The sequence below is a fragment of the Paenibacillus solani genome (genome assembly GCF_001277345.1).
GTDB classification, from domain to species: domain Bacteria; phylum Bacillota; class Bacilli; order Paenibacillales; family Paenibacillaceae; genus Paenibacillus_AQ; species Paenibacillus_AQ solani.
In genome coordinates, this window is record NZ_LIUT01000001.1 from 3,177,946 (window position 1) to 3,194,936 (window position 16,991).

The window sequence follows — 16,991 nt, forward strand, 5'->3', positions numbered from 1 at the left end:
AGTTATAGAATGGTTAAAGACAAAAACACCTGTTAAAGAGTTGGTTTTTTTCTGATACTCCTGCGGTGCAGTTTCCTAGTCTAGAAATCCCTTGCTATTTTCATACAAATTCATCCTTCAACAGACCATAATACACAAGGTCTTCATATTGACCTGACTTTTTAACGTGCTGCCTTAAAATCCCTTCATATTTCATTCCTAACTTCTCCATGACCTTACCCGATGCGGGGTTCTTTCCTAGATAACGGGCAAAAATGCGGTTTAAATTCAATTCTGCAAATGCATATTCTACTATTCCTTTTGCAGCTTCTGTACAATAACCGTTATTCTTGTACTTCTTACCGACCCAATATGCAAGTTCACCATGATCAAACTTCCTATTAATCCCTATGCAGATTGCACCAATTACATCGTTCTCCTCTTTGTGTACAATAGCTAATTCCAAGGATCGGTCTTCATCAAACTGATGACTATGTGTTTTTATCCATGCTTCTGCCATCCCATCTTCATATGGGTATGGAATGTATAATGTCGTCTCGGCAATATAGGGATCACCTGCCAGTTCTTGAACGACTGCCGCATCATCTAAAGTGAATGGGCGTAATATGAGCCTTCCTAATGGAATCGTTGGCAGTTTCTTCAATGATATCTCCCCTTATCCTATTCTTCTCTGTTTCGGCAATAAAATAGTAAAGGAAGTCCCTTCGGTAAGCTTGCTCTCAACAGTGACCTTGCCGTCATGGGCCTGGACCAGCTTCTGGACGATAGCCATTCCTAGTCCGGTGCCGTCTGAGGATGTATCCGTGGTCGTCCCGCGGTAATATTGCTGAAACAACTGCTCTACCATATGGTTCGGCATCCCTACTCCGTTATCCATGATCCGGATGACAGCATGCTCTCCAGCATCAGCTATCTGCACGTAGATATCCGTATGTTCAGGGTTGTGAATGATAGAGTTCATCATCACATTCTGCAGAATGCGCTGCATGAACTTTGAATCAAAATCCACATGCATAGCTGGCAGATCTGCTTGGAAATGCAACTGATAGCTGCTGGCTTGCGGATTATTGCTAATATCGGCAACCACTCTTTTTGTAAATTCAACAATATCTTGATTCATCTTCTGTAATGGCAGAGTGCCGTCGGCACGATTTAGCTGCGTAACGAGGCTTAAATCTTGTATCAATGCCTCCATATGCATTCCTTTGTCATCGATTTCCCGAATGAAAGAACTCGCCTCTTCCCTCGACCACTCGTACTGCTCATTCAATAAAAGTGCAGAGTATCCCCTGATATAGGTTAACGGCGTCTTCAAATCATGAGAAATCCCTGCAATCCATTCCTGCTTGGCTTCTTCGATGCGGTTTCTTTCAATTTCGTTCGCCTGCAAGATGCCATTCAAGGATTGAAGATGCTGGAGCACTTCCTTGTATAGGCGGTACCGCATGCGCAGTTTTCCTTTTCGGTTAACTATTTTGGACATATGATCATCAGGCTGCTTGTAATTATTTTGCGATAGCTGATGGATCCAAGCCATAATGAAACCGAGCGGACCGCCAAAATACCATCCAAACAAAGCGATGCATAGCAGCGCGCTGGCTCCAAAGGTCACTCCTACGATTAGACCTTCATTATCCATGCTGATATGATAGCCAAGCGACGGAAGCAGACCTTCGATCAATATAACAATAAAAATACCCGTTCCAAGAAGCCACAGGGTGAGTCCTAATGCCAAGTGAATCGTAAACCGGGTTTTTATTCGCATAGTAATGCCTCATTCGGAGGAATAAACTTATAACCGATTCCCCTTAAATTGACAATGATTTTGGGTTTCCGGGTATCATCACCGAGCTTTTTACGCAGCTTGGCAATATGGATGGTGACCGTTTTTTCTTCTCCGAACGCGTCATTTCCCCATACCAATTCGTAAAGCTGAGCCGTCGTAAAAATATGATTCGGATGCTTGCAAAAGAAATGCAGCAGCTCAAGCTCCTTTGCCGTGCAATCAACCGGTTGATGCTTCACGGTTAACGTGGCCGATTCCGGATGAAAAGAAAAGTACCCATAATCATACGCTGTATTAGCTGTATTAAGTTGATATGTATTCTCCATAAGCCTTTGCCGGCGCAGGATCGCCTTGATTCGGGCAACGACTTCCATGGGATTAAACGGCTTGGTGATATAATCGTCTGCGCCGATCCCTAATCCTGTTAATTTATCGAAATCGGTTGAGCGCGCGCTGATAAAAATAATCGGAGCGTTCGTATGTTTCCGAATCTCCATACAAAGCTCAAATCCGCTGAGATCCGGAAGCATAATATCGAGCAGGATCATATCATATGACTTTTCTCTAATACGCTGCAGTGCGCCTTTTCCGGATGATTCAGTATCAATATTCATAAAGTTCTCTTTTCGTAGTGTGATCTCCAATAACTTCAAAATGCCAATCTCATCATCGACAGCTAATATAGCAGCAGACTCCATGAATTCTCCCTCACTTCAAAACTTAATCCTTGAATCAGTTTCTATCTTACCCTATTTTCGTAGATTACGAGTTTACTCCAGGAATAATATTACGAGTTTTTTCCACAGCGTTTACTTTATTTTTACTTTCACTCTTTAAGCTGAGTGTAGCACATCAATTCGAATCAGGAGGAACTCGGAGTGGAAACCGTCATTCAAACCCATCAAGTCTGCAAAACATTCAAAGGTACAGAAACTATTAAGAACGTCAATATGAACATAACCAAAGGAGAAATTTATGGTTTTTTAGGTCCGAACGGAGCCGGCAAAACCACCATCATGAAAATGTTATTAAATTTGGTCAAGCCGTCTTCTGGTGAAATCCGAGTATTCAATCAGCCGATTTTGCCATCATCCGTTGAATACTTGCGAAGAATCGGCAGCATCATTGAATACCCTGTGTTTTACGATCGGCTAACAGCAGAAGCGAATTTGGAGTATCACTGTGAATACATCGGGTATCACAATAAGAACGCGATCAAGGAAGCGCTGAAAATTGTAGGCCTTCACGGAATCGAGAAGAAGAAAATTCATGAATTCTCACTGGGTATGAAACAGCGGTTAGGGATTGCGCGGGCGATTGTGACAAAGCCGGAAATACTCATTTTGGATGAACCAATCAACGGACTGGATCCGATCGGCATTAAGGATATTCGGGAGCTTTTGCTAACGTTAAAAGAAAAACACGGAACGACTATATTAATTTCGAGTCATATCGTATCTGAAATTGAATCAATCGCTGATACTATTGGCATTATTCATCAGGGGAAATTATTAACCGAAGTCAAGATGGAGGATATTCGAAGACAACAAACCGAATCGCTCGAAGCATACTTCATCAAACTCATTCATGGAGGTGAGCGATATGCTTAAATTAATTCGACTGGAATGGCAAAAAAACAACTTATCCAGTTATCTTAAGGGATTAGCTATTTGCATTGTGGCTATTTTTGTTGCTGTGACGCTAATGTCATGGGGTTCTAAAAGTGAGAACGAACCGATGAATTTTGCTGAATTCATGTCTTTGTCGGATATTTTAATTCGGATCACGTTTACTATTTTCTCAAGTGTTATTCTGTCCCGTCTAGTGATTGATGAATACAAGAGCAGCATGATCCAAGTGTTATTCACTTATCCGCTGCAGCGAAAAAAAATCCTCCAGGCCAAGCTATCCATTGTCTTTGTTTTTTGTTTTATGAGCATCATCATAACGACGTTTGTGATCAGTGTATTAACGTATTTCTTGAATCCGATGATCGGTTTATTTGAATCTCCGGTGCATGTGGTCGATATAATGACTCAAGTTCCCGCCACCATTCTCAATGCCTTCATGATTGCCGGAATCAGTCTGATTCCTCTGTGGTTTGGCATGCGAAAAAAGTCGACCGCATCCACAATTACATCAGCTGTCATCATTGGTTTCATCATTAATTCAACGGTGTCAGACGGAAGCAGCTCATCCAGCTTGTTCCAATTCCTAGCTATTCCGGTTACACTCTGCCTGATCGGCCTATTACTCGGTTATCTTTCATTCTACAAAGTGGATAAAAGTGATGTGGCATAAGAGATCTAAGTACTTGGCTAAAGGATAAAAAAACAGACGAGTCATGAGGTCAAGATCTAAACCCTATGACTCGTACTTTACCTTGGCTATATCCGTTCCATTCATACTATATAGATATCCAAAATCTATTTACTATGTTTCCATCCTCTTCAATATAATCGGTATCTTGAATCCCGCCGTTTTTTAGTATGGTCTTCTTCGATCCAGTGTTGTCCGCATCACACACTACCAGAACTTTATTTATGCTTAAGTCCTTTGTCTTTTCCAATGCTAGAGATAATAATTGCGTCGCATATCCTTTTTGTCTGTCAGAAGGCCGAATTCCGTATCCGATATGACCACCGGCATTGAATAATTTTTCGTTTAGCTGGTGCCTGATATTCACAGCTCCCACAACTCGATTAGCCTCTGTAACTAACCAATAGGTGGAATCCTTGACCCATCCTTCCGGGATATTAATGCCTTGTTCATTGTTGTTTAGAAACTGAAGCATGTCATCAAAATCTCCAGGATCTCGAGCTATTACCCAAGGCACCATATCTTCTTGACTGTCCTTCCAATCCTGATAAAAGGATAAATACTCGTCTTTAAATTCCGCTGAGGGTTTTACTAAGTATACAGCCATCTCGTTGTTCACTCATTCCTGTATTTAAAATTCATCTATTGATATTATTGAGTTCTTCATGCAGTTTGTCTACTTTCTCCTCTAGTCTTCGCAAACTTTCTTTTGTATTTTTGGTATGTTGGATTAATCTGGATACAAATCGATATAAACCTATAAAAAACAACACCATCAAAACTACGATAATGATTTGATAGATTAGAGAAGCTGCAAGCATCCAAGTAGCCATAAAATCCCTCCTACTTTCATTCTTTCGGATAGTAAATTTCTGTTATTCCATTTGGCTGCAAGGTATCATTAAAAGTTTCAAATCTTGCCTTCACGGTGTTGATGCCATATTTTTGATGATGTTCGTGATCGCAAAAATACTGCCAAAATGTACAAATATACTTTTCTTCAAACCGGAATACTGCATATTCTTCTTCAGGCAGCGCCAATGAAACCATCCCAGCAGGCACATCGCTTACACGACTTACCAGCCTAGCTACTGTCATGCGCGAACCATCGTCATGGATCACCATATATGTATTATTATCCATGGTCAGGTTCTGGATCTCACTTCTTCTGGCTTCCAAAGTGGCAAACAATTGCTGTTCTTCTTCATAAGATTGCGGAAGTTGATTCTGCACTCCGATAAGCAATCGATTTCCCAGGCGTTCGGTTCTTGTTGTCCATAAATTCTCTATATTGACGACATTTTGCTCAGACATTCATACCGCCTCCAGTGTTTTTTTCACCATAAGAATTATTGGATAGTGTCATATAAATCAACCTCGACGTTACTTGCATCAAGAACATCCCATTTCTCCGTTATTTCCAGATGCCAGGCTCTGAGTTTTCTTTCATACCCGTTCTCCCTCATCCATTTATGCAAAGTTTCATATGTATGCCTAATCTCATGATTCGGTCCCGTATGCCTAATGACAGCATATGTCTGTGCCGGGATCATAACGAATACCATGCCTTCCGGTATTTCAACAACATCCTTTACCTCTACACAAACCCAATAGCCATCTTCTGCTTCCGAATAGTCTCCCGCAATGAAAGCTCCAACCAATCGGACCGGATTAAGAACTTCCTTGATTTCATGAAGCCGGCTTTTAAGAAGATTTGCCGCATTAGGGATCTCATGAACGTATTGATCGCCCTCACAAACCACCCGAAGCCCAACCAGCTTCATCTCCTGAAGTTCGGTTACTCTCATCTGCTTCACTTCCCCTATGGTTAGAATAAGTATTGATTCGCTAAATTATTTAGTTGATGTTTATATCTGGATCACCAATACCTTCAATTCTTTTTTCTTCTTAATACAAATGCATTATGATTTCTTTCAAATCCGAGTTTCTCATAAAATCCTAGAGCTTTCGGAGCTGATGTGAGCACATATTGAACTTCTTCCTCTCCTAATTTGCTCCTCAGTAGTCGTATTAGCTCTTTTCCAATTCCTGAACCTTGATAATCTATATCTACTGCAATATCTGAAATATAACAGCAATACGAATAATCGGTGATAGCTCTTAAGAAACCTATCAGTTTGTCCCCATCTCTTGCCGTTATAATTTCATCTGCGTTGTCTATCATTCTTTGCACCCGGTCTGTATCACCTACAGGTCTCCTGATCCCCGATCTCTTAAAGACCTCTTGAACTTCATTGACAGCACAGGCACCATTGATTATATATTCCAAATTCACAATCAGTCTCCTTAATTCTCCATTTCTTCTCACGAATCCCCTACACGAGTCGCACCTTATCCTTCAGGTCTTCATAGGCATCTCTTAACCATGGATGGATTACTTTCAGGGTCTCTTTGCGTTCCCACAAAAAATGAAGATATGCAAACGCCGCATGCGTTAAAGATTCCTTCAAATTTCTATTCAGATCATCAATAAAAGGGGGAGTCCCCTCCTGATCCCAGGCAATCTTATCCGCCACAAACAATACCCGGTCAAGCAATGAGGAGTTGGATCGTAATGTAGTATGACAACCAACAGCGCTCAGGATATCCGGGTCCGCAATATTAAAAATCTCTTTCGCCATAACCTTGGATATCTTCTGATGAATAATCATCGGAAAGATTTCTTCTTCAGGCAATACTTCAATATGCAGCTGTCTTGCTACGTCTATCCTCTCATGGTTTGGAAAAACTGCACTGATGTCGTGCAGCCAGCCTGCAATTTCTGCCGCTACGGGATCTGCATTAAACAACAAAGCAATCCTCCTAGATTCTGCACCAACATCCATACAGTGCTTTGCTGTGCTTGGACACTGATTTGCCGACAAGAACAATTGAATATCCGTCTTTAAGTCACCCGTTAGAACAAGATGCCGGGTTAAAGGCTGAAAAACTGCGTGCATCCTTGTTGCCTCCTCTATTTGTACTGTCCTCTGGGCGGTGGATTATCCTAATAGTTCTTTCTCACTATTCGCTGCTCTGCCTATATTTTTTCTCTTGCCAACTCCACACCCAGATCCCCCAGAAGTACCCACCGATTGGAAACAAGATAAAAGCTAGTACCGCTTTGGATATAATGTTGCCACTTAGAGTCCATCCATTCTCCAATAAATGAAGATAAAGCGTATAGAGGATAGCTGTACTCAAACCCCATCTCAGAACACCGCTTTTTATGACAAAATGACTCTTTCCTTCGATTCTCAGCTTCTCCCACTCTCTTCTTGATCTGTCATTCATGAATTATCCTCCCTTATACTTCTCCAGATAGATCAGGGTTAGATTTTCGTCTACAACAAGTGATTTAAATGTTCGATAGCCGAGCTTATTGTACAAATATAAGTTTCTTTCGCTCTTATGCCCTGTAAATAATTCAAATCTTCTGCAATGTGAAAAACTCTCCTCGACTACATTCATCAGCTTTGTCCCAATGCCCTTGTTCTGGTAGTCCTCATGAACAATAAGTTTTCCAACCATACAAGTGCCATTCACTTCATACGCTCTAACGGAACCCACAATCCTATGATCCAATACTGCCTTTAGTATGAGTTGATTGGAGTACTCCTCAATCAGTTCTGGAAGCGTCTGCACTAACGGTTGGATGGCATAATCATTATAAATCTCAGCTTCACTTTGGTATGATTGATGCTTTAGGTCTAGAATCTCGCCTAAGTCTGTTTCCACAGCTTGTATAATTCTCATATTTAAACACCCACAGTTCGATAATAATAAGTTTTTAACTCCATTCATGTTATGTGATAATACTCTGTTACAAGATGTCGTTAGGTTTGGTTAGATTACATTCGTAAGCATTATATCTCCCGATTATTCGAACCTCATGGCCCAATGTTTCCAGGATAATAACCGCTTTGTTAATACTTGAGTCATTAGCCGATTGATTCGACTCCAGAAAAAATCGGTATACCCCTAGTTTTCTTGTCGTTGGATGTGATTCAATCCATGACAAATTGATAGATAGAGCTGAAAAAACATTCAGGATGGACGATAGTACACCTGGCTGTTCTTGATTCGGCGTTATGACAAACATGTGTCGTACATCACAAACTCAGACTTTCCCTGGTGAAAATAGTGTTTCGCTGCTTCTTCAGAAAATGTTCCCTTAGGTCCAAGATAAGCAACTTTCATCGTATGGTCTCCTTAATGTTCGAGTTACGAAACATCCTTATGTATTACGATATATGTGTTTTTACAAAAGGGAACCCAGGTCCTCCACAGTACCTCAAAATCACGAATACCTATTTTTCGATTATAGCTGGTTTCCTTGCAGTTAATGGTGTGCTCCAAAGAGTCTGCCAAGTAAAAGGATTCTTGGTCATACCCAATCACGGGTACAAAGTGTAAATACCTCTGTTTAGGAGAAACTCTTATAAACGCAATGACCGGCACGCCTTGACTCACTTGCTTCTTTAATGTTTGAAGGTTGCCACGGTAAAAAGTCGCATCGTAACCACGCTTTTTGAAAAATATTAGGATGCCCTTGGGAGTAACCGTTCCATCAGCCAGCTTTCTCGGAAATTGTTTATAAAGCTCGTTACCGTCCGCTTCGATACCTAAATGTCTCAGAACATATGCGCTTGAAAAAGCGGCACATTCATAATGAGGCTGGATATCCAGCCTGTTGGGAGTTCGTATCATATACGATTCTGGAATTTCGCTTGTATTGATCATATCCTTTCGCGGAATCCGATAATAATAGGACATGATTATTGCTATGAAGATAACTATGATTAAATTTAAAATAATTAGCGCCCCCATTGTTACTACTAACCTTCTTACATTGAACCTTATTCACTGACAAGCCAAGTTTTTGCATCCTCAGGATCCTTGTAATATCGAATCGGACAGTTAGACTTGACCCCCACCTTCTTGCTTAATCTGTTCAGTCGCCATATATCAAAAAAAGATAATCCAACTATCGATATTTTTAAAATATAATCATTTATACTGTTGATACTTTCCAGGAATTTCGTTAATACTTCTTCAGATATATTGGTCTCATAAAAATCGACCCAGATCCTTAATCTGCGGTTTGTGCTTCTAATAAAATCCTCTTCTGCTCTATACAAATCAAACAAAGCAGCATGGTTCTGAAAGAAACTTCCGTACTTAAGGCAATGTATTTCTCCGTCCTTATAATGATAAGGATAAATGGAGCCGCCAGGTGATTTAACCAGACGCATCATAATTCCCTCCTGTATTCAGTTCTAATTAGGGGCTCTCATGGTGTTTCCCCCCCATATAGTTGCACTAATGAAACAACCCGGCCTAAAGATACTTCTTCCTCCTAGGCCGGGTCACTGGTTGTTATAAACTACTTCCATGATTATACATCTGAAGAGCAGAGGTGGGTACCCCCGGAGCTTGGAAACCGCATAAAAGTATGAGCTTTTATAAATTTCTTTATCTTGGTCTGTATTTATGATAGATTAGTCTAGTTGGGCGAAATATCAGACTTCAGAGAGAAGAAGAAATAATCCGTCTAGAAAAATTATATATCGTGTCTATAATTTTTCTAATTGAAGAACCCTCCTTTCTCTCTGAATGGAGGGTTCTTGTCGTTCGTGAATATTCTTAGGAGGGTGTAGCTATGAATTTATTGCCAAGAGAAATTGACAAGCTCATGATCGTAGTCGCAGCCGATCTAGCTAAGCGCAGAAAAGACAGAGGGTTAAAATTAAATCATCCCGAAGCTGTCGCTCTCATCACTTATGAAGTCATCGAAGGAGCGAGAGACGGGAAAAGCGTCGCTGAACTGATGGAGTATGGTGCTTCCATTTTGACCAGAGACGATTGTATGGAAGGAATACCCGAAATGATTGAAGATATACAAGTCGAAGCAACCTTTCCAGATGGAACTAAATTAGTAACCGTTCATAGCCCAATACGATAACGAGAAAGGAGCCTCATATGATACCGGGAGAATATATTTTAAGAGACGAAGACATTATTTGTAACGAGGGTAGCGAAATTTTTACCATTTCGGTTACAAACACTGGAGATCGCCCAATCCAAGTTGGATCACACTTTCACTTCTATGAAGTCAATGAAGCCCTTCAGTTTAATCGGCAGGAGGCATATGGCAAGCGACTCAATGTTCCTGCTGGAGCAGCCGTGCGTTTTGAACCCGGAGACGAAAAGGAAATACAGCTAATTAATTTTTCAGGAGAACGCCGTGTGTATGGGTTCAATAACAAAGTAGATGGAAAATTAGAAAGCGAGGATTCCAAATGAGCTTTAGAATGTCCCGTAAGCAGTATGCTGAAATGTATGGTCCGACGACGGGTGATTCGATCCGCCTTGCAGATACTGAACTATTTATCCAAATTGAAAAGGATTACACATCGTTTGGAGAAGAAGTTGTCTTTGGCGGAGGCAAGGTCATAAGAGACGGCATGGGCCAGCATCCTCTCGCAATTCGGAGTGATGGCGTGCCCGATCTGGTCATTACCAATGTTATCATTTTGGATTACACCGGAATCTGCAAAGCCGATTTAGCCATTCGTGATGGAAAAATATTCGGTATCGGTAAAAGTGGAAACCCTCTCATTACAGATAACATCGATATCATTATCGGTACTTCCACGGAGATCATCGCAGGGGAAGGATTAATTGTCACCGCTGGAGCCATCGATACGCATGTTCACTTTGTAAACCCTAAACAAGTAGAAGTGGCGTTAACATCGGGTACAACGACTCTTATCGGAGGCGGTACAGGCCCTGCCGCAGGATCCAAAGCTACGACAGTAACCCCGGGCGAGTGGAATATACACCGGATGCTTGCAGCTGCCGAAGGCCTACCGATCAATATTGGATTTACAGGTAAGGGTCACGCTGCTTCTGTAGAGCCATTAGCCGAGCAAGTCAGAGCAGGGGTCATCGGATTAAAAGTCCACGAGGACTGGGGAGCTACCGGCTCATCACTGGACTACGCTCTGCGAGTAGCGGATGAATACGACATTCAAGTTGCCCTTCACGCCGATACATTGAATGAAAGTGGCTTTATGGAAAATACCATGGCCGCTGTTAAAGATCGAGTGCTTCATATGTACCATACAGAAGGCGCTGGCGGTGGCCATGCCCCGGATTTGATCAAATCTGCCGGCTATCTGAACATTCTGCCTTCTTCAACGAATCCTACCCTCCCTTATACGGTAAATACGATTGACGAACACCTTGATATGGTCATGGTTTGCCATCATTTAAATCCTTCTGTACCAGAAGACATTGCATTTGCAGATTCTAGAATTCGAAAAGAAACAATCGCAGCTGAGGATATCCTTCACGACATGGGCGTCTTTAGCATGGTTAGCTCAGACTCTCAAGCGATGGGACGTGTCGGCGAGGTTATTCTGCGCACATGGCAGGTTGCTGACAAAATGAAAAGACAACGCGGGCTCTTAAGCGGCGACAGCCAATATGCAGATAATAACCGAGCGAAGCGCTATATTGCCAAATACACGATTAACCCTGCCATTACTCATGGCATTTCAGAATATGTAGGTTCTATTGAGGTTGGTAAAATGGCCGATTTAGTTCTGTGGAATCCCAAGTTCTTTGGCGTGAAGCCTGAAATGGTCCTTAAAAATGGCTTTGCCGTTACAGGATTAATGGGTGATGCCAATGCTTCGATCCCGACACCACAACCATATATTCATCGTCCGATGTATGCTCAGTTCGGAAAAGCTTTATCCAGAAGCTCGGCCACCTTTATATCCCAAGCGGCTTATGACGACGGAGTGCACGAAAAGCTCGGACTAGAAAAAATCATTCTGCCCGTAGGTGGAATTCGTACATTAACGAAGAAACATATGAAGTTAAACTCGGAAACACCTGAGATTACGGTAGATCCGCAAACCTATGAAGTAAAAGTAAACGGTGAATTGCTGACATGTGAACCGGTCGATATTGTTCCCATGGCCCAGCGATATTTCTTATTCTGAGGTGAACAACATTGATTATTGAGAAAATTGTAGCCAATCTGGAACAAATGGAACAAAGCGAGATTAAAAAACGACATATCGAAAAAGTGTATCTGGAAAGCGCGCACTTAATGAAGCGCATTCAGCGAGTCAAAACAGACCATGGCAACGAGCTCGGTATTCGCTTGCGTGAACCCCGGGATCTTGTAGCCGGTGATGTTCTCTATATGGACGATAAGAACATGATTGTCATTGATGTTCTGTCCGATGATCTTCTTGTTATCAAGCCTAGAAGCATCAAGGAAATGGGCACCATCGCCCATCAGCTCGGCAACCGCCATCTTCCAGCTCAATTTGAAGACGATGAAATGCTGGTTCAATACGATTATCTGGTTGAAGAGCTCCTTCAACAGCTTGAAATTCCTTATGGGCGAGAAGATCGAAAAGTGAAACAGGCATTCCGCCATATAGGCCACAGCCATGAATAACCAGCTTCTCTCTTTGTTTCAGTTATGCGATTCTAATTTTCCTACAGGCGCTTTCAGCCATTCCTTTGGCTTGGAGAGCTATATACAAGAAGATAAGGTGCATAATCAGGAAACAATGCTAGAGTGGTTGAAAGCATACTTACATGAGCAGCTCGTCTATTCCGACGGGCTTGCCTCCAAGCTCGTTTACGAAGCTTTGATGAATGATGATCTGCAGCAGATTTGGCACCTCGACCGCCTGTTAACAGTCCAGAACTTGCCGCGGGAAACACGTGAAGGCACACAAATGATAGGTATAACGATGTTAAAGCTGACGGAGTCCATATACGGCTTCCCTATCTTAACGCAATACAGAGATGAAATAAGAAGCAAGAAAGCATTCGGCCACCCTGCTATTGTTTTTTCGATGGTAGCCCACGGGCTTGCCGTAAGCAAAGAAGATACCATCCTCTACTATTTGTACTCTGCGATTTCCAGTCTAGTCCAAAATGCGGTAAGAGCTATTCCCCTTGGACAAACAGCAGGTCAAATGATTATTCATCAGTTTATACCCGAATTAAATCAGGCTGTAGAGCGAATCAAGGAGTTGACCATCGAGGATTTCGGCATTGTTTCTCCTGGAATTGAACTCTCGCAAATGAAACACGAACGAGTGAATATCAGAATATTTATGTCTTAATTACCAAAAAATATATAAAGGAAGTGTGTTTAATGAATCCAATTCGAATCGGTGTTGGAGGACCTGTTGGAGCAGGTAAAACTATGCTTGTTGAAAAACTAACCCGCCATCTAGCAAGTGAAATCAAAATGGCGGTAGTCACAAACGATATTTACACAAAGGAAGACGCCAAGTTCTTAATCCAAAATGGGGTTCTTCCCGAGGATCGTATCATTGGAGTAGAGACCGGCGGGTGCCCTCACACCGCAATTCGTGAAGATGCCTCCATGAACTTCGCGGCAATTGATCAGTTGGTTGAGCGTCATCCTGATGTGGAACTTATATTCGTTGAAAGTGGCGGCGACAATCTTGCGGCAACATTCAGCCCTGAACTCGTCGACTTCTCAATCTATATTATTGACGTTGCACAAGGTGAGAAGATCCCTCGTAAAGGTGGACAAGGGATGATTAAATCCGACTTATTCATCATTAACAAAACCGACCTTGCTCCATATGTCGGTGCCAGTCTCGATGTGATGGCTAGTGACACGAAGGTGTTCCGGGGCAACAAACCTTTCTTTTTTACCAATTTAAAAAATGATGAGGGTCTTTCTGATGTGATGGACTGGATTAGGCAGCATGCTTTACTAAAAGGTTTAGAGTAATATGAACGATTGGACTGGCTCTTTATCTTTAGACCTGGAAGACCGTAATGGGAAGACCGTTGCCAAGCGAGTGTACTTCCAGGGTGCATTCAAGGTGATGCGGCCGATATATGCCGATGATTCAGGGCAGGTCTGCTATTACCTTCTTAATCCCGGCGGCGGTTACTTGGACGGCGATCGATATAAGATGCAGATCTCGGCAGATGAAGGATCGAAAGTTACTTTAACCACACAATCAGCAACAAAAATATATAAGACACCTAAAAGCCATGCCTATCAGGAGACGGAAATCAACTTAAAAAAGGGCAGTTACTTAGAATATCTTCCCGATCCGCTGATTGCTTATCAGCACGCGCATTATAAACAGAAAACGGTTGTCCATATGGAACCGGGAGCCACTTTACTGTATACCGATATCCTCACCCCAGGCTGGTCACCAAGCGGAGAAAGATTCAGCTATGACTCCATCCAGCTAGTGACCGAGATTTATTGGGATGGAAGACTTGGCGTATTTGATCACTTGAAGTTAGTGCCGCAGCAGCAGAAAATATCAGGCCTCGGATTCATGGAGGGCTATACCCATTTAGGTTCCATGATAGCGATTAGCGAACAAATGGATGCTGCTCTCCTCGATGAGTTATATGATGCGGTTATGACTGTAGAAGCCGATTTTACATTTGGGATATCAGATGTAGCAATCCCGGGATTTTGTCTGCGAATTCATGCAAACACAACCCAAACCATCGAGCGGATCATAAACCAATGTCATGCTATCCTTAGCGAGAAGTGGAATCATCGTACGCCAAGTTCATTACGTAAATATTAATACAGCTGGCGTCCGTCTTCAGTTCATCTGGTCCTATCTTTATACTAAAAAAGAACGATTTTCCGCTTATTTTGCCAAAAAATTGGACATTTCGGAACAAAAACCTTTATAATAGGCAACTAATAACGGAACTTTCTTGAGAGGAGACACAATATGACTGAAGATAAGAATGTCCAGCATGAACTTGAGGATTTTGAAGTTGAAACCCTGTTTGAAGATCGTGTACATGAACGACTTGCGTTCACTTTCAAAGTGGAGGGCGATGAGTTCAAGGGACATTTCCACAACGATGAAATTATGTGGCTTAACCCTCACCCCAAGCAGATGATTGGTGAAGAGAAAGCGGACGATATTGAATCCACCATTTACTCGTTAATGAGGCACTATGGAGTTACGAAAGAAATTCAGGACCTGGAAATAAAACCCATATTTGAAGATACCGCACATATGCGTCAGCAATTTTCTCTGCAAGTGCAGGGTGAAGAGTATAAGGGATTCGTTCACAATGGAGAAATCCAATGGTTTCATCCGCAACCACAACAAAAACTGGAAGACGACCTTGTGCAAGTATTAGAGTCTGAAATCCATGAAAAAGTTGCTCAGCATGAACAGGATCAGAGCGAGGAACAGAAAAACTAGAATATCAGAAAATTAAAATCGCCCTTGGTTAAATGGATGCTTGTCGCTTCCATTCTAGCCCAAGGGCGATTTTGCTGAGTCTGTAGATCGTTCTACAGTGCCGTTATAATTCAATGACACGATCGCAAAGTCTTTGCATCAGCTTCGCTTCGTGGGTAACGACGATAATGCCCATCTCTCGCTTCTGCGCAATTTCCATCACAGCCTGCCAGATTTGCGCTTGTGTAATCGCATCGAGCATAGTAGTCATCTCGTCTGCAATGAGAAACCGAGTATTCGGCCCCAAGGCGCGGGCAACACAGAAACGCTGTAGCTCCCCCCCGGATAACTCGTGAGGCCAGCGTGTTAACCACTCCTGCTCGATCCCCAGAATTTCTAGCAATTCTTCATCAGGATGATATCCTTCATTCAGGATGCTATGCATTTTCCATCTTGAATTCACCGCTTTTTCCGGATGCTGAAGAACCATCTGCACAGGATGATACCCCTTATCGGGTAACGGAGCATCGTTAAACGTAACGGAACCTTCCAAAGGAGTTTCATAACTGGAGAGTATTCGGCATAATGTTGTTTTTCCTCGTCCGCTCGGTCCCGCAATGCCTACGACCTCTCCTGGTTCTATACATAAATTCACTCCCCGAAACAGCCACGGACCATTCTCATAACGAAATCCGATATCGTTCGCCTTAAGTTGCATGGATACACCTCACCATTCCATCCCTAAGCGGTCGCATTTCCGGTTGTGCTTGCAGGCATTCAGGCGTTGCCATTGCACAGCGGGGGGCGAACAAGCAGCCCGGCGGCAATGCGCTGGGATGAGGCTGGGACCCTGTAATAGGAACGAAATCATTCTGGGGTAAAGCACGCCATAAAGCCTTGCTATAAGGATGTCTGATCGCCTCACCTTGACCTGCAAAATCTTCTGCTTTCGCGATTTCGACGGTCGTACCAGCATAGAATACCGCTATTTTATCAGCAATCTGCAGTGCAGACTCAATATCATGGGTAATCAACATGACCGCACAGCCTTGGTTGGCAAACTCCCTAAAATGACTCAGCGCTTCCTTAATGACAACAGGATCCAGACCGGGAGTAGGCTCATCTGCAATGATGACCTTTGCTCCACTTACCATCGCAGTCGATAGCAGCGTCCTCCTCGCCATGCCTCCGGATAACTGGAATGGATACATACGCTCAACCTCCCGTCCCAGACGGAAGCGTTCAAATACCCTTCGCTGTGCTTGTACCGCATCCCCGGTTTGCACCGAAGTGCGCACTTGCTTACCTACCTTCATTAGTGGGTCCAGATAATTTACGGATTGAGGGACAAGTGCAATCTCCTTCCCTCTTAAAGCCTTCTGCCGGGCAGGAGTAAGCTCTTCCCCTTCATATGTCATGACACCACTGACACTTGCATTGGCTGGGAGTATACCCAGGATCGCATGGGCGAGCAAGCTTTTACCTGAGCCGCTTGCTCCGACGACGGCAAGAATCTCACCCGCTTCCAGATTTACATTCAAATCGGATATGACCTTATGATGGCTCTGTTTAAGTCCAGCTGTATATTGCTTAAAAGAGACTGATAAATGGTTCACTTCAAGAATTGACATTCGTTA

At 42.7% G+C, this 16,991-nt stretch carries 26 protein-coding genes and 1 pseudogene; 10 read left to right on the top strand and 17 right to left on the bottom strand.

All coding sequences use genetic code 11. The features are described 5' to 3' along the window. Positions 1-100 precede the first annotated feature (100 nt). The 3 genes from AM231_RS14435 to AM231_RS14445 are packed head-to-tail and all read right to left on the bottom strand — an operon-like array spanning position 101 to position 2,484. Positions 101-643, bottom strand: a complete 543-nt coding sequence (locus tag AM231_RS14435; protein WP_054403158.1) for a GNAT family N-acetyltransferase — start codon at positions 641-643, stop codon at positions 101-103. A 12-nt stretch (positions 644-655) separates the two neighbouring features. After that, positions 656-1,765, bottom strand: a complete 1,110-nt coding sequence (locus AM231_RS14440) for a sensor histidine kinase (protein ID WP_054403159.1) — start codon at positions 1,763-1,765, stop codon at positions 656-658. Then, positions 1,756-2,484 (bottom strand): response regulator transcription factor, encoded by a 729-nt coding sequence (locus tag AM231_RS14445; protein WP_054403160.1) that lies wholly within the window; start codon positions 2,482-2,484, stop codon positions 1,756-1,758. The genes AM231_RS14440 and AM231_RS14445 overlap by 10 nt, the downstream gene beginning before the upstream one ends. Before the next feature lie 180 nt (positions 2,485-2,664). Between AM231_RS14445 and AM231_RS14450 the strand changes: the two are divergent. Both AM231_RS14450 and AM231_RS14455 read left to right on the top strand, forming a co-directional pair. Next, a pseudogene (locus AM231_RS14450) lies at positions 2,665-3,351 on the top strand (ABC transporter ATP-binding protein); the annotation flags it as partial. Between the two features lie 37 nt (positions 3,352-3,388). Beyond that, a complete protein-coding gene (locus AM231_RS14455; RefSeq protein WP_054403162.1) occupies positions 3,389-4,087 on the top strand; it encodes an ABC transporter permease in 699 nt (232 codons plus the stop codon). Positions 4,088-4,193: 106 nt separating this feature from the next. Here AM231_RS14455 and AM231_RS14460 read toward each other — a convergent pair whose 3' ends face one another. From AM231_RS14460 to AM231_RS14505, 12 genes are all read right to left on the bottom strand, one after another. Then, positions 4,194-4,712 carry a GNAT family N-acetyltransferase gene (locus AM231_RS14460; RefSeq protein ID WP_054403163.1) on the bottom strand — a complete coding sequence of 173 codons (519 nt, stop codon included), beginning with the start codon at positions 4,710-4,712 and terminating at the stop codon, positions 4,194-4,196. Between the two features lie 31 nt (positions 4,713-4,743). Continuing rightward, the gene (locus AM231_RS14465; protein WP_054403164.1) at positions 4,744-4,938 is read right to left on the bottom strand and encodes a DUF4083 family protein; all 195 of its coding nucleotides are present in this window, start codon (positions 4,936-4,938) and stop codon (positions 4,744-4,746) included. Positions 4,939-4,954: 16 nt separating this feature from the next. Further along, positions 4,955-5,419, bottom strand: coding sequence for a GyrI-like domain-containing protein (locus tag AM231_RS14470; protein ID WP_054403165.1), 465 nt, complete (start codon positions 5,417-5,419; stop codon positions 4,955-4,957). A 35-nt stretch (positions 5,420-5,454) separates the two neighbouring features. Further along, positions 5,455-5,913 carry a GyrI-like domain-containing protein gene (locus AM231_RS14475; RefSeq protein WP_054403166.1) on the bottom strand — a complete coding sequence of 153 codons (459 nt, stop codon included), beginning with the start codon at positions 5,911-5,913 and terminating at the stop codon, positions 5,455-5,457. Between the two features lie 83 nt (positions 5,914-5,996). Continuing rightward, a complete protein-coding gene (locus AM231_RS14480) occupies positions 5,997-6,434 on the bottom strand; it encodes a GNAT family N-acetyltransferase (protein ID WP_341271610.1) in 438 nt (145 codons plus the stop codon). Between the two features lie 7 nt (positions 6,435-6,441). After that, the gene (yqeK, locus tag AM231_RS14485; protein ID WP_054403168.1) at positions 6,442-7,065 is read right to left on the bottom strand and encodes a bis(5'-nucleosyl)-tetraphosphatase (symmetrical) YqeK; all 624 of its coding nucleotides are present in this window, start codon (positions 7,063-7,065) and stop codon (positions 6,442-6,444) included. Between the two features lie 64 nt (positions 7,066-7,129). Beyond that, positions 7,130-7,399 carry a hypothetical protein gene (locus AM231_RS14490; protein WP_054403169.1) on the bottom strand — a complete coding sequence of 90 codons (270 nt, stop codon included), beginning with the start codon at positions 7,397-7,399 and terminating at the stop codon, positions 7,130-7,132. Positions 7,400-7,402: 3 nt separating this feature from the next. Further along, positions 7,403-7,861 (bottom strand): GNAT family N-acetyltransferase, encoded by a 459-nt coding sequence (locus AM231_RS14495; RefSeq protein WP_054403170.1) that lies wholly within the window; start codon positions 7,859-7,861, stop codon positions 7,403-7,405. 67 nt (positions 7,862-7,928) lie between these two features. After that, positions 7,929-8,207 (bottom strand): ACT domain-containing protein, encoded by a 279-nt coding sequence (locus AM231_RS30350; RefSeq protein ID WP_131724743.1) that lies wholly within the window; start codon positions 8,205-8,207, stop codon positions 7,929-7,931. Beyond that, positions 8,195-8,305 carry a prephenate dehydratase domain-containing protein gene (locus AM231_RS30450; protein WP_131724744.1) on the bottom strand — a complete coding sequence of 37 codons (111 nt, stop codon included), beginning with the start codon at positions 8,303-8,305 and terminating at the stop codon, positions 8,195-8,197. The genes AM231_RS30350 and AM231_RS30450 overlap by 13 nt, the downstream gene beginning before the upstream one ends. A 24-nt stretch (positions 8,306-8,329) precedes the next feature. After that, complete coding sequence (locus tag AM231_RS14500) at positions 8,330-8,935, bottom strand: C39 family peptidase (RefSeq protein ID WP_242615154.1); 606 nt, start codon at positions 8,933-8,935, stop codon at positions 8,330-8,332. A 29-nt stretch (positions 8,936-8,964) separates the two neighbouring features. Further along, on the bottom strand, positions 8,965-9,360 hold the full coding sequence (locus AM231_RS14505; protein WP_242615155.1) for a hypothetical protein: 396 nt from the start codon (positions 9,358-9,360) through the stop codon (positions 8,965-8,967). A 407-nt stretch (positions 9,361-9,767) separates the two neighbouring features. On the opposite strand from AM231_RS14505, the gene AM231_RS14510 reads away from it, so the two are divergent. From AM231_RS14510 to AM231_RS14545, 8 genes are all read left to right on the top strand, one after another. Further along, positions 9,768-10,070, top strand: a complete 303-nt coding sequence (locus AM231_RS14510) for an urease subunit gamma (RefSeq protein ID WP_054403172.1) — start codon at positions 9,768-9,770, stop codon at positions 10,068-10,070. Between the two features lie 17 nt (positions 10,071-10,087). Further along, positions 10,088-10,411 carry an urease subunit beta gene (locus AM231_RS14515; protein WP_054403173.1) on the top strand — a complete coding sequence of 108 codons (324 nt, stop codon included), beginning with the start codon at positions 10,088-10,090 and terminating at the stop codon, positions 10,409-10,411. Continuing rightward, entirely contained in the window at positions 10,408-12,120 is a 1,713-nt protein-coding gene (gene ureC / locus AM231_RS14520) for an urease subunit alpha (RefSeq protein WP_054403174.1), read from the top strand. Before AM231_RS14515 ends, ureC begins: the two co-directional genes overlap by 4 nt. 11 nt (positions 12,121-12,131) lie before the next feature. Then, positions 12,132-12,587: an urease accessory protein UreE gene (ureE, locus tag AM231_RS14525; RefSeq protein ID WP_054403175.1), complete on the top strand. Its 456-nt coding sequence runs from the start codon at positions 12,132-12,134 to the stop codon at positions 12,585-12,587. After that, positions 12,580-13,266, top strand: coding sequence for an urease accessory protein UreF (locus AM231_RS14530; protein ID WP_054403176.1), 687 nt, complete (start codon positions 12,580-12,582; stop codon positions 13,264-13,266). The genes ureE and AM231_RS14530 overlap by 8 nt, the downstream gene beginning before the upstream one ends. A gap of 32 nt (positions 13,267-13,298) precedes the next feature. Beyond that, positions 13,299-13,910: an urease accessory protein UreG gene (gene ureG / locus AM231_RS14535; protein WP_053492401.1), complete on the top strand. Its 612-nt coding sequence runs from the start codon at positions 13,299-13,301 to the stop codon at positions 13,908-13,910. Position 13,911: 1 nt separating this feature from the next. After that, positions 13,912-14,736: an urease accessory protein UreD gene (locus tag AM231_RS14540; protein WP_054403177.1), complete on the top strand. Its 825-nt coding sequence runs from the start codon at positions 13,912-13,914 to the stop codon at positions 14,734-14,736. Positions 14,737-14,889: 153 nt separating this feature from the next. After that, positions 14,890-15,375, top strand: coding sequence for a hypothetical protein (locus AM231_RS14545; RefSeq protein WP_053492399.1), 486 nt, complete (start codon positions 14,890-14,892; stop codon positions 15,373-15,375). 103 nt (positions 15,376-15,478) lie between these two features. Here AM231_RS14545 and AM231_RS14550 read toward each other — a convergent pair whose 3' ends face one another. Both AM231_RS14550 and AM231_RS14555 read right to left on the bottom strand, forming a co-directional pair. Then, complete coding sequence (locus AM231_RS14550; RefSeq protein WP_054403178.1) at positions 15,479-16,072, bottom strand: ABC transporter ATP-binding protein; 594 nt, start codon at positions 16,070-16,072, stop codon at positions 15,479-15,481. Beyond that, positions 16,062-16,985 carry an ABC transporter ATP-binding protein gene (locus AM231_RS14555; RefSeq protein ID WP_054403179.1) on the bottom strand — a complete coding sequence of 308 codons (924 nt, stop codon included), beginning with the start codon at positions 16,983-16,985 and terminating at the stop codon, positions 16,062-16,064. The genes AM231_RS14550 and AM231_RS14555 overlap by 11 nt, the downstream gene beginning before the upstream one ends. Between the last annotated feature and the right edge of the window lie 6 nt (positions 16,986-16,991).

Excerpts from the sequence above, each read along its gene's own strand:
- AM231_RS14440 (WP_054403159.1), bottom strand. The coding sequence starts at position 1,765 with ATGCGAATAAAAACCCGGTTTACGATTCACTTGGCATTAGGACTCACC.
- AM231_RS14445 (WP_054403160.1), bottom strand. The coding sequence starts at position 2,484 with ATGGAGTCTGCTGCTATATTAGCTGTCGATGATGAGATTGGCATTTTG.
- AM231_RS14455 (WP_054403162.1), top strand. The coding sequence starts at position 3,389 with ATGCTTAAATTAATTCGACTGGAATGGCAAAAAAACAACTTATCCAGT.
- AM231_RS14460 (WP_054403163.1), bottom strand. The coding sequence starts at position 4,712 with ATGGCTGTATACTTAGTAAAACCCTCAGCGGAATTTAAAGACGAGTAT.
- AM231_RS14465 (WP_054403164.1), bottom strand. The coding sequence starts at position 4,938 with ATGGCTACTTGGATGCTTGCAGCTTCTCTAATCTATCAAATCATTATC.
- AM231_RS14470 (WP_054403165.1), bottom strand. The coding sequence starts at position 5,419 with ATGTCTGAGCAAAATGTCGTCAATATAGAGAATTTATGGACAACAAGA.
- AM231_RS14475 (WP_054403166.1), bottom strand. The coding sequence starts at position 5,913 with ATGAGAGTAACCGAACTTCAGGAGATGAAGCTGGTTGGGCTTCGGGTG.
- yqeK (WP_054403168.1), bottom strand. The coding sequence starts at position 7,065 with ATGCACGCAGTTTTTCAGCCTTTAACCCGGCATCTTGTTCTAACGGGT.
- AM231_RS14490 (WP_054403169.1), bottom strand. The coding sequence starts at position 7,399 with ATGAATGACAGATCAAGAAGAGAGTGGGAGAAGCTGAGAATCGAAGGA.
- AM231_RS14495 (WP_054403170.1), bottom strand. The coding sequence starts at position 7,861 with ATGAGAATTATACAAGCTGTGGAAACAGACTTAGGCGAGATTCTAGAC.
- AM231_RS30350 (WP_131724743.1), bottom strand. The coding sequence starts at position 8,207 with ATGTTTGTCATAACGCCGAATCAAGAACAGCCAGGTGTACTATCGTCC.
- AM231_RS30450 (WP_131724744.1), bottom strand. The coding sequence starts at position 8,305 with ATGAAAGTTGCTTATCTTGGACCTAAGGGAACATTTTCTGAAGAAGCA.
- AM231_RS14500 (WP_242615154.1), bottom strand. The coding sequence starts at position 8,935 with ATGGGGGCGCTAATTATTTTAAATTTAATCATAGTTATCTTCATAGCA.
- AM231_RS14505 (WP_242615155.1), bottom strand. The coding sequence starts at position 9,360 with ATGCGTCTGGTTAAATCACCTGGCGGCTCCATTTATCCTTATCATTAT.
- AM231_RS14510 (WP_054403172.1), top strand. The coding sequence starts at position 9,768 with ATGAATTTATTGCCAAGAGAAATTGACAAGCTCATGATCGTAGTCGCA.
- AM231_RS14515 (WP_054403173.1), top strand. The coding sequence starts at position 10,088 with ATGATACCGGGAGAATATATTTTAAGAGACGAAGACATTATTTGTAAC.
- ureC (WP_054403174.1), top strand. The coding sequence starts at position 10,408 with ATGAGCTTTAGAATGTCCCGTAAGCAGTATGCTGAAATGTATGGTCCG.
- AM231_RS14530 (WP_054403176.1), top strand. The coding sequence starts at position 12,580 with ATGAATAACCAGCTTCTCTCTTTGTTTCAGTTATGCGATTCTAATTTT.
- ureG (WP_053492401.1), top strand. The coding sequence starts at position 13,299 with ATGAATCCAATTCGAATCGGTGTTGGAGGACCTGTTGGAGCAGGTAAA.
- AM231_RS14540 (WP_054403177.1), top strand. The coding sequence starts at position 13,912 with ATGAACGATTGGACTGGCTCTTTATCTTTAGACCTGGAAGACCGTAAT.
- AM231_RS14545 (WP_053492399.1), top strand. The coding sequence starts at position 14,890 with ATGACTGAAGATAAGAATGTCCAGCATGAACTTGAGGATTTTGAAGTT.
- AM231_RS14550 (WP_054403178.1), bottom strand. The coding sequence starts at position 16,072 with ATGCAACTTAAGGCGAACGATATCGGATTTCGTTATGAGAATGGTCCG.
- AM231_RS14555 (WP_054403179.1), bottom strand. The coding sequence starts at position 16,985 with ATGTCAATTCTTGAAGTGAACCATTTATCAGTCTCTTTTAAGCAATAT.